Here is a 13,567-nt window from a genome sequence, read left to right as displayed (position 1 = left end):
GCGACTTCACTTAAATCGTTACTAACAAACTTTCCATTACTTCCCGGTTGAATTGTCCTTGGAAAACATTGCGGTAAAGCGTCGCTGCATCTCTTCGGCGCTAACATCCTCAATGTGCGAGCCCAACAACCATTCATGCCCGAAAGGATCAAGCACCTTGGCGGCACGTTCGCCATAAAACTGATCTTGCGGTTTCATCAATAATTTAGCACCTGCATCCACCGCTCGCTGCGTTAACGCATCGACATCTGTGACATGGAGATGGACCGACGTGCCGGTACCGCCAATGGTTTCAGGACCCAAGATACCGTATTCAGGGTACTCGTCGGATATCATGATGGTGTGACTTCCAAAATTCAACTCTGCATGGCCGACTCGGCCCGAAGGCTCAACCAACCGCAGCGATTCTGTTGCACCAAAGACCGACTTATAGAACTCAATCGCCGTTGCCGCATCGCGAACTCGAAGATAAGGAAAAGCATCAAGGATCAAATTGTTTTGCATCGAAAGATTTCCTTAAGTTGTCTTGGCTTGCTGGTCGCAGCCGGTTCATGCTCTGAAGTCGCTAAACATAACGTAACAGTAACGAAAAGCTGAGCTCACGCATAGGCGCAAAGCAAGCCCAGTGCATGGCCTAATTCCAATTGTCGATTTTGAGATCATCCGGCGATGGCTGGCCTATTCCCGTTTCGATAAAGCTTCGTAAGCTCAGCAAGAATGTCGCCCACTTCATGCTGCAATGGGACATAAACTCAATCGCTTCGCGCCAACCATTGTGGTTGAACAAAATGATCGCGTAGTCTCCTTCTTGCTTGATGTCAAAGACCACTTCGGTATCGATCCATTCTTGCGGTCCAGCAATGAACTTCCATACCACGCGATTGTTTGGATTGGACTGGATGACCTTCATCGCCATAGAACCGATTTCGACATCGTCTTTGTGAAATCGTACCGTAATGGTGCCACCAATCTCCGATGATCCGCTCGTCTGCCGCGTCCACCAGCCGGCGATGCCTTCGATGGTAGATATTGCGGCGTAAACTTTCGTCGCTGAAGCTTCTATCCCGATTCGATGCTGAATGCTTACCACGTCAGTCCTCTCGTGTTAATTGATGTTGATGAAATATTGCTCAATACAATCGCCAGTTGTGTCCCTGGCCCGTCGTAGGCTTCATCATGCCATTTGATTACTTGTCGTTTTCAATGAAATTCTTTAGCCGTAGCAGCGCATCGTCCCACTGTTGTGCGATTCGCCGTAGCGCAGCCTGAACGTCCTGAATCCGCGCAGGACAAACGACAAACCGGCGCTCGCGGCCATGCGTTTGCTGAGCAACAAAGCTCGCCTCTTCCAATACCCGCAAGTGCTTGGTGACCGCTTGCCGAGTGATCGACATGTGGGACGAAAGCTGTGTAATCGATTGAGGCCCGTCACTACCCAACTTGACCAACAGCTTCAATCGATTCTCATCGCCCAAGGCAGCGAACAGAGCAGCATTTTGCCAAACAGCATTTGTTTCACGATGTTTAGAGGTTGGCTTGGACATAGTGCATAAGGTTCTTTACTTGAGCGGCCCAACCACCTTCATTCATGCGAAACGCTTCATCACGCCGATGAGCTGGAATACCATCGAAGCCTGACTCTGTCACCCGTACAAGCGTGCCACTGGCAGTTGGTTCCAAGGTAAATTCGACCAATGTCCTCGGTTCGTGAGAGTAGTCCACACTGGGATCCACCGCATACGGACGCCACCAAAATGCAAACCGATGCTCTGGCTCAATCGCTTCCACAATCACTTCCATCGTTACGTGCTCGTAGCCTGGATAAGTGATCTGCCCACGCAAGTACTGACCGACAATAAATGGCCCTTCTAAATTCACACGAAACCACGTTCCAAATTCACGGTAGTCCGTCAGCGCCCGCCATACCCGTGAAACATCCGCGTTGATCTCAATTTGCTTTTCAATTCGATCTGTATTGCTTGCAACCATAGTACGCCAACTTCTCCGTGAACAATCCAACACGCAACCAAATGGTTGCATGTTATTTCAACCGTGATATCATGACAAGTCGAAAATCAGTTTTCTTTGCTTTGTCGAATTAGCCGTATCGAATTCGACTTGGAATACACGGCAACAAACTCCATTTTTGAAAAGGACCATCTACATGTTTGCTAAACCTCAATCCGAACACCAATGGCTCGATCAACTGATAGGCACCTGGGACTTTGTCCATCAATGCAAGATGCCAGATGGCTCCGATTCATCTACGCCTGGCAGAATGGTCGCCCGGTCGCTTGGCGGCATGTGGCTGATCTGCGAGAGTTGCAGTGACGCGCAAGACAGCGACGCTTGGTCGTCGATCATGACCGTTGGATATGATTCACAACAGAATCAATACGTCGGTACCTTTATCGGATCGATGATGACCAACATCTGGCCGTATAAGGGTGTACTGGACGAGTCGGGCACAAAACTTCCATTGTATTCGGAAGGTCCCAAGTTTGATGGCAGTGGAACAGGTAAATACCGTGACACCATCGAGATCATCGACGCGGACCAATGGCACTTTAGCAGCGAGCTGCAGACCGACGATGGCCAGTGGGTTAAATTCATGGACGGTCGACACGTCCGCGCGAAAAGCTGATGGAGCTCGGTCGACTGCATAGAATTCGCAGAAGCGGGCGAAACGCCCGCCGAAAGAACACAGCTCGCCATCCGGCCATTCGTTTAACCGTCAGCCGCTAGGTGCACGTGGAGGCAGATCAACAATCGTCATGACCGCCCGCGGACGGCAAGAGCCGAACGGACGAATCACTTGATCGTCTATTGGTCCGCTTCGCTTTATTATTCGGCGGGAGCTTCGATCTCTTCGACTTCCTTATAGCCGAATGTGCGAAAGACAGTTTGAATGCGAGTGTTCAGCGACTCTAGCTCGTCCAAGACGTAATCCTGCAGTCGCTCGATCTCGGCAATCAACTGCACGCCATCATCATTGGCATCCGATTGGCCGTTGGCGACTTCTTCGTTTTGCTCGGCGATTTTGAGATGAGACATAGTGGTTGAATGAAAGCGGCGGTCGCAAGCAAAGCAGACTGTACGAAAGGTTGTACGATCCAAGCGAGTTGGCAGAGACCGCGATTCGCCTTGGCTGCTTGGTCAAGGGATCGACCAACGGCAAAGCTTAACTGCAGGAAGTTTGGCTTGGTCCAGTCAGGCAGAATCGTCAGTCCAGGCGGTCTTCACAAAGCGGGGCGATTGAGAAAGCTGGTGAACTTGATGCCCCGCGGCTGGCAACAAGAGCCCATCCGCACTTGCAGGCCCTCCGCACGGCCAGCCTCAGATAAACAGTTCGTAGTAACTCGCAGCAAAACTCGGCGACCGAAGATCCGGCAGCCCTGAAGAACCCGCCAAATGTACATCGAAACTGGGCGAGCACGCATATTGGCTAGCACTCGCCGAGCGAATTGGCGCCGGGTATCGACTATTTGGCTCACAAAATCGAAAGAAAAGCCGTTGGATTCGACTGGACACGGAATGTTGAACAGTTAAACTACGGGGCCTTTCGCAGCCGAAATAGGATAGACGGTCAAGCTTGTTATGCTTGGGCGTCGTAAATCTTCGTTTCGGATCCCTTTCCAAGTTTCCAGGGCCGCATGTCGGCAGTCGTGTACGGAGGTATGGGGATGAGTAAATCGCTGTTTTTTCGTATTAAACCTGTCGTAATAGTCCAAATAGGAGGCATGCATGGTCAAGTTGTTAGTCCGTGACCGGGAAACGATTCAAGAAGCGGTCCGTCGATTCCGAAAGTTAGTGGAACGCAGCGGGCTGAAGAAGGAAATGCGACGACGCGAGTTTTACGAAAAGCCAAGCGAGACCAAGCGACGAGCCAAACAACGAGCTGAACGCCGTAATTATATGGCTCGACGTCGACCACAGTTATAAGCCTTGATACAAGTCTTCTCCTATCTGCAGAATCCAGCGCAACCTGTCGCGGATTCGATGATGCCTCAGGGTGGCGCGGATAGTCGACAAGACAATTTGAGATTACCTAGAAGAACACGCACGGGCGGTTAGCTCAGTTGGTTAGAGCACCTCGTTTACACCGAGGGGGTCGGGGGTTCGAGTCCCTCACCGCCCACTTCTCTTCCCTATTCTTGGGTATGCAGTGAGAATAGCTTGTGGCGAACTGCTGCGCAAAGCCGAAAAATCCTGCATTACCCTGCAGCGACTTTGCCGCTTTTGCCGATTGTAGCGACATATACAACTCTCGGTTTTGCGCAAGGTTCCCTGAAATGCTCAAGTCGCTCGGTCTTTGGTCGGTCGCGGTTCTCACCCTGCTGCAAATTCAGTCCTTTGGCTTCGCTCAAGGTACGTGGCTCTCGACCGCTGGTCCGGTCAATCGTGGGATGGGCGGTGCATCGGTCGCAGCACCGACCGACGCGATCGGCGCCATCTACTGGAACCCAGCGTCGATCTCCGGTATGGAAAAATCGCAAACCGCCTTCGGCATGGACCTGTTGTGGTCCAACCAAACCGTCCGGTCGACCTTGGGGCCGTTCGACGGCACAACTCAATCCGATAGCGGCACTTTCCCGATACCAAACGTAGGCTGGGTCTACAAGACTGCTGTACCTGCCGTTACTCTGGGCTTGGGGGTCAACGCGGTTGGCGGTTTCAAAACGAACTTACCGTCCGATCCAACCAACCTAGCGCTTGCTCCTCCGCCTATTGGGTTGGGACAAGTCAGCTCGCAAGCTCAGTTCATGCAGTTCGCACCGGTCGTTTCCTACGCCCTGAACGAGCAACTGTCCATCGCAGTCGGCCCCACCATTACATCTGGCGAAGTGCAACTGGATCCGTTTGTGTTGAGTTCCGCGAACACCAATGGGCTGTACGCTAACGGGAGATCATCCAAGTACCAGTGGGGCGGCGGCTTTCAAGTTGGCACATACTATATCGCCGATAACGACTGGCGCTTTGGCAGTTCATTCAAGAGCACAAGCTGGTTGAGCGAGTTCGAGTTCTTTGGCGAAGATGCCAACGGTCTGCCACGCACAATGACCGCCGATATCGATCTGCCGATGATCATTTCGGTGGGCACATCTTACACAGGCTTTGAAGACATCGTCATTGCGCTGGATGTCCGCTATTTTGATTATGCCAACACGGCTGGCTTCGGAGATCCCGCCGTGTTCGATGCCACAGGTCGATTGGGCGGATTAGACTGGAGTTCAGTGATGGCCACCGCCCTAGGAGTTCAAAAGAAGTTCAGCGATTTAGTGACTGGGCGTGTCGGCTACACTTACAACCAAAACCCAATCAAGAACAGTGAAGCGTTCTACAACATTGCATCGCCGCTGATCTATGAGCATATGCTGAGTATCGGCGGTTCGCTAACCCCAAACGATTCCGTAGCGTTTAACGTCGCCTATTCGTACATGCTAGAGAACACGCGTAGTGGCCAGTTGATTCAGCCGGGAATTGGTCCTGTCCCAGGTTCGACTTTTACCAACAGCATGGACGCTCATTTCTTGAGCTTCGGCATCTCGATGAACCATTAGGCATTTCGCCTGCCCGTATCGAGGGTATTGACGCCTATTTCATCAATCTTCTTCACATCACACTTAAATGCGGATACTGCTGGCATACTCGAGTGATCTCTGCGGACTGACCAGGGCTTAACGTCTCTTGCGAATCTAGACACCAGATACCTTCCAGCAGCCCCTGTCGGTATAACACCTCATGGATCCCAGCGATGCAACCGCGAAACGCATTGGCTGCATCGAAAATCGCGGCGTTCATGTCTGTCACCTGATGAGCGATCTTCAATAGCTCCGCATACTCAGCCGATCGGACTTCCGAGTCTTTCAAACTTCGCACACGCTTGCAACGTTCAAGCAATTCGACCGCCGACTTGGTCCAGCAAGCCCAATGTCCTAGTAATCCACCCGAAAAGCGAAATGTACGAACCTCCCCAGCGACTTCCAATGCATACTCCGAGAGTAAATCAAATACAATCGCATCGTCATTGCCCGTATACAGAGCGATTTGATCCCAGCGACTTGACTGAGCTACCGCTCGCATCACATCGAATGTCTGGTATCGATTGAACGGTGCAACCTTGATGGCAACAACCGATTCTATCTCGCAGAACTGACGCCAGAATGAATAGGAAAGTACGCGTCCTCCTACCGCCGGCTGCAAATAAAAGCCTACCAGCGGTATGATACGGCCAACCTGCCGGCAGTGTTCCAGCAACTCCACTTCATCGACGGAACGAAGCGCAGAAAGCGACAACAACCCAGCGTCGTAGCCGAACTCGCAAGCCAGTTGTGCTTCTTGGATCGCTTGCAGCGTCGGTCCACAAATCCCCGCTATTAAGACGGGGAGGTACGATCGGATAGAGAAAGATCTAGCTGTTTCGGCGGCAAGTTCTAACACCGGCTTCAACAAACCATGCTTTGCATCACGAATCTGAAACTGCGTAGTGTGCACGCCGACAGCCAAGCCGCCCGCGCCAGTCTCCAAATAGTATCGGGTCAGACCTTGTTGACGATTCTCATCTAACTTGCGATTTGCGTTAAGCGCAAGTGGATGCGCTGGGATCACCAAACCGGACTTCAATCGTTGTTGCAGATACTCAATATTTGCCATCTCGGCTCTCAAAATGCGTAGGTTTATTTAGTGACCGTCCGCCGCTGACAATCCAATGCGAAACCCATTGCAACAATCGCTCGTGAGCTACACCCAAGTCACCAAAAGTTTGCTTCATGCGCGATGCATTACTGAGAAGTGCCGTAGGCTGCTCTTGCCCAGTAAAACTGGGCTTGCGATTCATCAATGCTCCAAATTGCTCGGCAGTGTCGCGCACGCTGTACACTTCCGCACTCGTTAAGTTAAAGGCCGTCGCGGGACTGGAGCACAAAGCAAAACTTCGCAAGATGATCGAGTTTGCATCGCCTTGCCAAATCGCATTGAAGTAGCCTACGCTTAAATCGATCGGTTGACCTTCATAGACTTTACGAGCGATATCGCAAAGTACACCGTAGCGCAAATCGTGAGCATAATTCAACCGGATGATCGCTGTTGGATTTTGATGCTTAGCCTCCGTCGCATAATGTTGGAAGATTCGCTCGCGAGCCACCGCGGCGTTGGCATATTCCCCCAGTGGCGTAAGATCATGCGATTCATCACTTCCACCTGAATTTACTGGCACCATCGGATAAACATTACCCGTCGATAACGCGACGATCTTTGAACCGGCATAGCGATCTGCCGTCAGCATCGGACCAATGGTGTTGGTGATCCATGTAGGCACAGGGTCAACCGCTGTCCCAAATTTCATCCCCACCAAGTACACGACGTTGGGACTATCGGGCAGTTGACAAAGCTGCTCGCGGTCGAAAACATCAATGCTTCTGGTTTCAATCGATCTCGACTCCAACCAAGCTCGCGATTCAGGTTGACGAAATCGACTGGCGGCGATCACTTTTAAATGGTGGCCGGCTTGCTGCGCAGCGCGCTGGGCCAACTCCGCCAAACTTGGCCCCATCTTCCCGCCAGCCCCAATGATGATCAGCGGAGACTCCAATTGCTGAATAAAATCAATCAAATGACCATCCGGTCGGGACAGGACTTCATCTAACTGCTCTTCCGAGTCAATAGTGTCCGGCAAGGCTAATGGGGTGGTATTTATCATTCCTAGCACCAATCTCTTCAAGTTCACGGGGGCAGTGTTCTTCACCCTGCCTTTCCTGTCAAGTATAACCCATCATGATCAAAACATGAGTACACCACGGAGCCACCCACCATGTCCATTGAAATACATCCTTTAACACCTGCGCAAATTCCGTGGGCGTTGACCTTGGTGGAGCAAGCCCGATGGAACCAGCTTGAGCAAGATTGGTTGCGAATTATCCGTGCGAATCCGACCGGTTGCTTCTACGCTACGTACCAAGGTAAGCCCGCGGGTACCGTCACAACGACAACCTACGACCAGCAGCTTGCCTGGATCGGCATGATGCTGGTGGATGAAAGCCTTCGGCAGTTGGGGATCGGGCGAGCTTTGATGAAGACCGCCATCGATTACCTTCAAGCATTGGAAATCAAGAGCATCAAACTGGACGCGACGCCCGTTGGAAAGATTCTGTACGCTAAGCTAGGCTTTGTCGAAAATGAAGAGTTTTACCGTTGGCAGCGGGCCGCTCCAAACTCTAACAACAACCAGCGACAAGATCCGCTGCCACCAGACCTATCGCTACCGAGCCGATCGCAATGGAAAGAAGCTTTAAGCGATGCGATGATTCAAAAAGACCAAGCTGCATTGGGTGTGAGCCGACCGTCGCTGCTGCAAACGCTGGCGACCGAATCAGCAGTTGCGGTACACAACGATAGTTTTGCCATGCTGCGCACTGGCCGCGTGGCAGACTACCTAGGGCCGGTGATTGCCGACCCCGACGACGCGCATTCTCTTATTGAACGGCTGTTGTCACTAAGCCATCGCAGCCTGATTTGGGATGTGCCGACCACTAATGAAGCCGCAGTTGAGTTAGCCAAAGGTTTTGGTTTCACTCCGTTCCGACCACTCTATCGCATGACACTGGGCCAAGATTTTCCTGCTTGCTGGGAGACACAATTCGCGTTCGCTGACCTCGCCACTGGTTAGAATAGAGGCAAAAGCCGTTTAACCGCGTGCCCAACGGGCCGCGTTATAGCCACAGGACAGACGCATCGGGGAGACGTCGTTTAACCGCGTGCCCAACGGGCCGCGTTGACAACTTCAGATGCCGTACGCCGGGCGATACCCGCGCGTCTAAACAAGGTAAGATCTATATGTTTCGACAATTGCATCAATGGCTTCTTGGAAACCGAACGGAACTGGCCGCATGAAAACGATCCTCACCACGTTGATTCTTTTCCTAATCTATGCCATTGGCAATCCTGCTTATTCGCAAACACCTACGTTGATCTTGCATCATGGTCAAATCGTTACGGTGAATCCAAGCTTTGAAGTTAAAACAGCGATGGCAATTGCTGATAACAAAATCCTGGCGGTCGGTTCGAACGATGACATTCTAAGTTTGGCTACTGAAGCTACGCACCTAGTCGACCTCGCAGGCAAGATGGTCTTGCCTGGACTGATCGATTCACACGTGCATGCGACTGCTGCGGCGGTGTACGAGTTTGATCACGTCGTCCCTGATGTGGCAACCATCGATGACGTGCTGGCCTATATCCAACAACGTGCAGAAGCCCTTGAGGATGGGCAATGGATCAAAGTCCAGCAGATGTTTATTACTCGGCTAGTCCAGCAGCGTTTCCCCACGCGAGCGGAACTTGATCGTGTGGCACCCAAAAATCCAGTCATCTTCCGAACGGGTCCCGATATCGCCGTCAATTCGCTCGCATTGGAGATCAGCGGCATTGATGACAGCTATCAGTTACCTCCATCCTCGACAGGCCGCATCGAACGCGATGAGCAAGGCAAGCTGAACGGTATCATTCGCGGTGAGACGTCGATCATCAAGTTTACAGACAGCCAACAGCCGCCTTCTTTTTCCGAACAAGCTTCTGCGTTAAAGCAATTGCTGCATGACTACAACTCGGTTGGCATCACAAGTATATCGGACCGCGACACCAGCGACAAAGCAATTGAGCTTTATCAAGCCTTGCGAGATCGCGGCGAACTCAGCACGCGCGTTTTCTTGTTCTATGGAATCAACCCCGATGCTCCTTCCAACGAGATCCAGCAGAAAATAGAATCACTGACCGAGCATCCACTCCATACGTATAACGATCAATTATGGCTGCGCGGCATCAAGGTTTATCTGGATGGCGGCATGTTGACCGGCAGTGCTTACATGCGTGAGCCCTGGGGAGTTAGCGAAATCTACTCGATCACCGACCCCAACTACCGCGGGACTTTAAAGATTAGTCCCGAGCGGCTTTATCAAATCGCCAAACTCGCAATGGTAAATGGACTGCAGATGACAGCCCACTCCGTCGGCGATGGCGCTGTCCACAACCTGATCGATGCGTATCGGACGGTGATCGACGAAACGAATATTCGCGACGCTCGTCCTTGCATAACTCACTGCAATTTTATGAGCAAAGAGGCAATTCAATCGATGAAGGCGTATGGCATCGTGGCCGATCTCCAGCCCGCGTGGCTGTACCTTGATGGCCCCACCTTGAAAAAGCAGTTTGGTGACCAAAGGATGTCGTATTTCCAGCCATATCGAGAACTGTTTGACGCTCAAGTGACCGTCGGTGGCGGTTCCGATCACATGCAAAAGATCGGCAGCTTCCGCAGCGTCAATCCCTACAACCCATTCTTGGGCATGTCGGTAGCCATCACGCGAATTCCAAAGTCGTCGTCAGAACCAATCCATCCTCAGCAACGTCTTTCACGCGAAGAAGCGATCCGGCTTTACACCATCAACAACGCCTACTTGTCTTTCGAAGAGAACTCAAAGGGAACTCTAGAAGCTGGCAAGCTGGCCGACTTCATCGTGATCGATCGAGACCTTTTGAATTGCCCAGAGCCAGATATCGCAACGACCAAAGTCCTGGCAACCTATCTAGGCGGCCAGTTGGTCTATTCCTCAACCGCTGATTCGCTCGCGAACGCGGATGCCAGCGCCATCCAACCAACTACTAAATTACGAATCACTGTAGATATTCAATCCCCGCTACCAGCAAATCAGAAAATATTCGTTGCAGGCAGTTCTCAAGCTCTCGGCAATTGGAAACCCAATGGGCTTGAGCTTAGCCGCGAATCAGAGTCGCAATACTCGTGCGAGATTGTTTGTGAAGCGAACCAGCAGATTGAGTTCAAGTTTACATTGGGGGACTGGAACACTGTCGAAAAGGATGCTCAAGGTCACGACATTCCCAACCGGAAACTGGATATCCAATCCATGGCAAAGTCTGACTTGCAAGCGCTGCGTTTATCCGTCGAGGGATTTGGCCAAGCCCATCCGCCCTCGTCAACTGTCATCGGCAGACTTGTGTTTCATCGTGATTTTTCATCGAAATATTTAAAACGCTCACGCCATGTGGCAGTTTGGTTGCCACCTGGTTACGAAAGTTCGGCGGACCGGTTCCCTGTACTATATTTGCAAGACGGACAAAACCTGTTTGATGCAGCGACCGCCGCATTTGGTGTTGAATGGAATGTTGATGAAACACTCACTTCCCTGATACAAACGCATCAACTTCAGCCCATGCTGGTGGTCGGCATCTGGAATTCTGCGGATCGAATCGATGAGTTCACGGCAGCGGTGGATGAGCGACTGGGTCGAGGCGGAAAGGGGAGCAACTATGTAAAATTTATAAGCGAAGAGCTCAAGCCTTTTATAGACGAGCATTACCGAACGAAGGCCGACCGCTGGCACAACGCAGTAGGTGGATCGTCATTAGGTGGTCTGATATCGCTGCAGATACTTGAAGAAGCGAACACTCAGTTTGGCAAATGCATGGCGATGTCCCCTTCGCTGGGTTGGGCCGCAGAGATGATGCTTGGCAAGGTGAAGACCGAAGCGAAGTGGCTGCGAGAATCCAAACTTTGGATCGACATGGGCACTCAAGAAGGCAGCAACGAATCTTTGCAGCGTGCAAACATAAACCGCGCGGATCGTTTTGCCGCTGCGATTGAGGCCCTTGGCCTGCGACGTGGAAATGATTTTCAGTACTTTCAAGCCGTGGGAGGCCAGCACAACGAGGCCGCTTGGTCACAGCGATTGGGAGCAGCCTTGCAATTTCTGTTCGAAGATTGAACAAAGGACAAGGCCGCCGCTAGATGCATTCGTATCTACTAGGCTTTGTTTCTAAAGGGCGCAATAAGCGCGGGGCGATGCCCAACGCGGTTAAACGACAGAGCCACATTCTTCGTTTAACCGTCAGCCGTAGGCGTACGCGTTCTTCGTTTAACCGCGTGCCCAGCGGGCCGCGCTACCCGACCAACGCCGGGCGATGCCCCCGCGGTTAAACGCCCCCCCTGCAGGTTCACTGGGCGACAACGACCAGCTTGCCAACCTGCTAAACTAGAGGGCTTCCATTACTGACGCCTTTAACTGTGAAAACATGCGTGCGGCTCTTGTCTATCCACACCAGCTTTACTCCGATCACAAAGCCATCCGATCCGCGGATACGGTCTTGCTGGTAGAGGATCCACTTTACTTCTCGCAGTACGCTTTCCACCGGCAAAAACTGATCCTGCACCGCGCATCGATGCAGTCGTATGCTCGCTCGCTAGAAACAACTTACCAAGTTCAATATGTTGAAGCTCGCTCGCTGAAGACTTCAGCCGATATCTTCGGCATTTTAAAAAAGCTAAAAGCGTCCTCGATCGTCGCCCTCGATGTCAACGACGATTGGCTGCGTCGACGACTTGACCAACGGGCGGCCAGCGAAAGGACGCCGATCGATTGGCTGGAAGACGAGCACTACTTAACCAGCGATTCCGAAATTCAAGCGTACGCGAAAGGCAAGACGAGTCTCTTCTTTACAAATTTCTACATCGCACAACGGAAGCGTCTTGGTATTTTGCTAAATACCGATGGTTCACCTGTGGGTGGTAAGTGGAGTTTCGACGCGGACAATCGCAAAAAACTACCTAAAGGCGTCCTACCCCCTGCTCTACCGAAGCTGCCGGAGAGCGAACATGTCATCGAAGCCCAACATTACGTGGCCAAACATTTTCCCAATGCGATCGGCTCCGCAGATAATTTCGCGTATCCGATTGATCGCAAGGGAGCTTTGAAGTGGCTAAAGGACTTCATGTCGCATCGCTTTTCCCTCTTCGGTGATTATGAAGATGCGATCTCGACGAAAGAGGACACGCTCTATCATTCGGTGCTTACGCCCTGCTTGAATATCGGCCTGATCACTCCTCACGATATCCTCGCGGCGGCCGAAAAGCAGTTTGAGAACGTTCCGCTGAACTCGTACGAAGGCTTTGTACGTCAAGTCATCGGCTGGCGAGAATACATGCGAGCGGTTTATCGGCTGCATGGTCGCCAACAACGCACGACGAACTTTTGGAAGTTTACTCGCAAACTTCCGCAATCATTTTATGACGGTACGACGGGCATCGTACCTTTTGATGCCACCATCCAGCGAGTTCTGCGAACCGGATACTGCCACCATATTGAACGATTAATGGTCCTAGGCAATTTCATGTTGCTGTGCAGAATCGATCCTGACGAAGTGTATCGCTGGTTTATGGAATTATTTATCGACGCCTATGACTGGGTGATGGTCCCCAATGTGTATGCGATGAGCCAATATGCTGACGGTGGCAAAATTACCACGAAGCCTTACATCAGCGGCTCAGCATACATCAAGAAAATGAGCGATTACCCGAGTGGACCATGGTGCGAAATCTGGGATGCACTGTACTGGAGCTTTATTAACGACCACCAAGACTTCTTCAATTCCAACCCTCGCATGAAAGTCATGACAAGCCAACTGACAAAGATGGGAACCAAGCTTGAGCGGCATCGCAAAACAGCGGAACAGTTTTTGCAAGGATTAAAGTGATTGCAGCCTGGTTTCAAACTACCCT

At 51.6% G+C, this 13,567-nt stretch carries 13 protein-coding genes and 1 tRNA gene; 7 read left to right on the top strand and 7 right to left on the bottom strand.

The window, feature by feature from the left end:
* Window positions 1–36 precede the first annotated feature (36 nt).
* From SH302x_RS01425 to SH302x_RS01410, 4 genes are all read right to left on the bottom strand, one after another.
* Window positions 37–504 carry a VOC family protein gene (locus SH302x_RS01425; RefSeq protein ID WP_479366769.1) on the bottom strand — a complete coding sequence of 156 codons (468 nt, stop codon included), beginning with the start codon at window positions 502–504 and terminating at the stop codon, window positions 37–39.
* A 130-nt stretch (window positions 505–634) separates the two neighbouring features.
* Window positions 635–1,090 (bottom strand): SRPBCC family protein, encoded by a 456-nt coding sequence (locus SH302x_RS01420; protein ID WP_479366767.1) that lies wholly within the window; start codon window positions 1,088–1,090, stop codon window positions 635–637.
* A 97-nt stretch (window positions 1,091–1,187) separates the two neighbouring features.
* Complete coding sequence (locus SH302x_RS01415) at window positions 1,188–1,544, bottom strand: ArsR/SmtB family transcription factor (RefSeq protein WP_479366766.1); 357 nt, start codon at window positions 1,542–1,544, stop codon at window positions 1,188–1,190.
* Entirely contained in the window at window positions 1,525–1,989 is a 465-nt protein-coding gene (locus SH302x_RS01410; RefSeq protein WP_479366765.1) for an SRPBCC family protein, read from the bottom strand. The genes SH302x_RS01415 and SH302x_RS01410 overlap by 20 nt, the downstream gene beginning before the upstream one ends.
* A gap of 175 nt (window positions 1,990–2,164) precedes the next feature.
* On the opposite strand from SH302x_RS01410, the gene SH302x_RS01405 reads away from it, so the two are divergent.
* A complete protein-coding gene (locus SH302x_RS01405) occupies window positions 2,165–2,644 on the top strand; it encodes a DUF1579 domain-containing protein (protein ID WP_479366764.1) in 480 nt (159 codons plus the stop codon).
* Window positions 2,645–2,844: 200 nt separating this feature from the next.
* On the opposite strand, the gene SH302x_RS01400 is transcribed toward SH302x_RS01405, so the two are convergent.
* Window positions 2,845–3,054 carry a hypothetical protein gene (locus SH302x_RS01400; RefSeq protein ID WP_479366762.1) on the bottom strand — a complete coding sequence of 70 codons (210 nt, stop codon included), beginning with the start codon at window positions 3,052–3,054 and terminating at the stop codon, window positions 2,845–2,847.
* 690 nt (window positions 3,055–3,744) lie between these two features.
* Here SH302x_RS01400 and rpsU point away from each other — a divergent pair.
* The 3 genes from rpsU to SH302x_RS01385 all read left to right on the top strand — a co-directional run bounded on the left by rpsU (window position 3,745) and on the right by SH302x_RS01385 (window position 5,561).
* Window positions 3,745–3,942: a 30S ribosomal protein S21 gene (gene rpsU, locus SH302x_RS01395; RefSeq protein ID WP_479366761.1), complete on the top strand. Its 198-nt coding sequence runs from the start codon at window positions 3,745–3,747 to the stop codon at window positions 3,940–3,942.
* A gap of 122 nt (window positions 3,943–4,064) precedes the next feature.
* Window positions 4,065–4,138 (top strand) — tRNA-Val (locus tag SH302x_RS01390).
* A 154-nt stretch (window positions 4,139–4,292) separates the two neighbouring features.
* On the top strand, window positions 4,293–5,561 hold the full coding sequence (locus tag SH302x_RS01385) for an OmpP1/FadL family transporter (protein WP_479366759.1): 1,269 nt from the start codon (window positions 4,293–4,295) through the stop codon (window positions 5,559–5,561).
* Window positions 5,562–5,613: 52 nt separating this feature from the next.
* On the opposite strand, the gene SH302x_RS01380 is transcribed toward SH302x_RS01385, so the two are convergent.
* A complete protein-coding gene (locus SH302x_RS01380) occupies window positions 5,614–6,654 on the bottom strand; it encodes a dihydrodipicolinate synthase family protein (RefSeq protein ID WP_479366758.1) in 1,041 nt (346 codons plus the stop codon).
* A complete protein-coding gene (locus SH302x_RS01375) occupies window positions 6,641–7,699 on the bottom strand; it encodes an NAD-dependent epimerase/dehydratase family protein (RefSeq protein WP_479366757.1) in 1,059 nt (352 codons plus the stop codon). The genes SH302x_RS01380 and SH302x_RS01375 overlap by 14 nt, the downstream gene beginning before the upstream one ends.
* Before the next feature lie 111 nt (window positions 7,700–7,810).
* Here SH302x_RS01375 and SH302x_RS01370 point away from each other — a divergent pair, with 111 nt between their 5' ends.
* The 3 genes from SH302x_RS01370 (at window position 7,811) to SH302x_RS01360 (ending at window position 13,542) form a co-directional block, all read left to right on the top strand.
* Window positions 7,811–8,665, top strand: coding sequence for a GNAT family N-acetyltransferase (locus SH302x_RS01370; RefSeq protein WP_479366756.1), 855 nt, complete (start codon window positions 7,811–7,813; stop codon window positions 8,663–8,665).
* 220 nt (window positions 8,666–8,885) lie between these two features.
* The gene (locus SH302x_RS01365) at window positions 8,886–11,777 is read left to right on the top strand and encodes an amidohydrolase family protein (protein ID WP_479366754.1); all 2,892 of its coding nucleotides are present in this window, start codon (window positions 8,886–8,888) and stop codon (window positions 11,775–11,777) included.
* Between the two features lie 307 nt (window positions 11,778–12,084).
* Entirely contained in the window at window positions 12,085–13,542 is a 1,458-nt protein-coding gene (locus tag SH302x_RS01360; RefSeq protein ID WP_479366753.1) for a cryptochrome/photolyase family protein, read from the top strand.
* Window positions 13,543–13,567 lie beyond the last annotated feature (25 nt).

This window comes from Njordella calcicola, from assembly GCF_056494125.1.
The sequence above is the reverse complement of the archived record's forward strand: the minus strand, read 5'-3'. Positions and strand labels throughout refer to the sequence as shown.

Coding starts and splice junctions, on each gene's coding strand:
- SH302x_RS01425 (WP_479366769.1), bottom strand. CDS start 504: ATGCAAAACAATTTGATCCTTGATGCTTTTCCTTATCTTCGAGTTCGC.
- SH302x_RS01415 (WP_479366766.1), bottom strand. CDS start 1,544: ATGTCCAAGCCAACCTCTAAACATCGTGAAACAAATGCTGTTTGGCAA.
- SH302x_RS01410 (WP_479366765.1), bottom strand. CDS start 1,989: ATGGTTGCAAGCAATACAGATCGAATTGAAAAGCAAATTGAGATCAAC.
- SH302x_RS01405 (WP_479366764.1), top strand. CDS start 2,165: ATGTTTGCTAAACCTCAATCCGAACACCAATGGCTCGATCAACTGATA.
- SH302x_RS01400 (WP_479366762.1), bottom strand. CDS start 3,054: ATGTCTCATCTCAAAATCGCCGAGCAAAACGAAGAAGTCGCCAACGGC.
- rpsU (WP_479366761.1), top strand. CDS start 3,745: ATGGTCAAGTTGTTAGTCCGTGACCGGGAAACGATTCAAGAAGCGGTC.
- SH302x_RS01385 (WP_479366759.1), top strand. CDS start 4,293: ATGCTCAAGTCGCTCGGTCTTTGGTCGGTCGCGGTTCTCACCCTGCTG.
- SH302x_RS01380 (WP_479366758.1), bottom strand. CDS start 6,654: ATGGCAAATATTGAGTATCTGCAACAACGATTGAAGTCCGGTTTGGTG.
- SH302x_RS01375 (WP_479366757.1), bottom strand. CDS start 7,699: ATGATAAATACCACCCCATTAGCCTTGCCGGACACTATTGACTCGGAA.
- SH302x_RS01370 (WP_479366756.1), top strand. CDS start 7,811: ATGTCCATTGAAATACATCCTTTAACACCTGCGCAAATTCCGTGGGCG.
- SH302x_RS01365 (WP_479366754.1), top strand. CDS start 8,886: ATGAAAACGATCCTCACCACGTTGATTCTTTTCCTAATCTATGCCATT.
- SH302x_RS01360 (WP_479366753.1), top strand. CDS start 12,085: ATGCGTGCGGCTCTTGTCTATCCACACCAGCTTTACTCCGATCACAAA.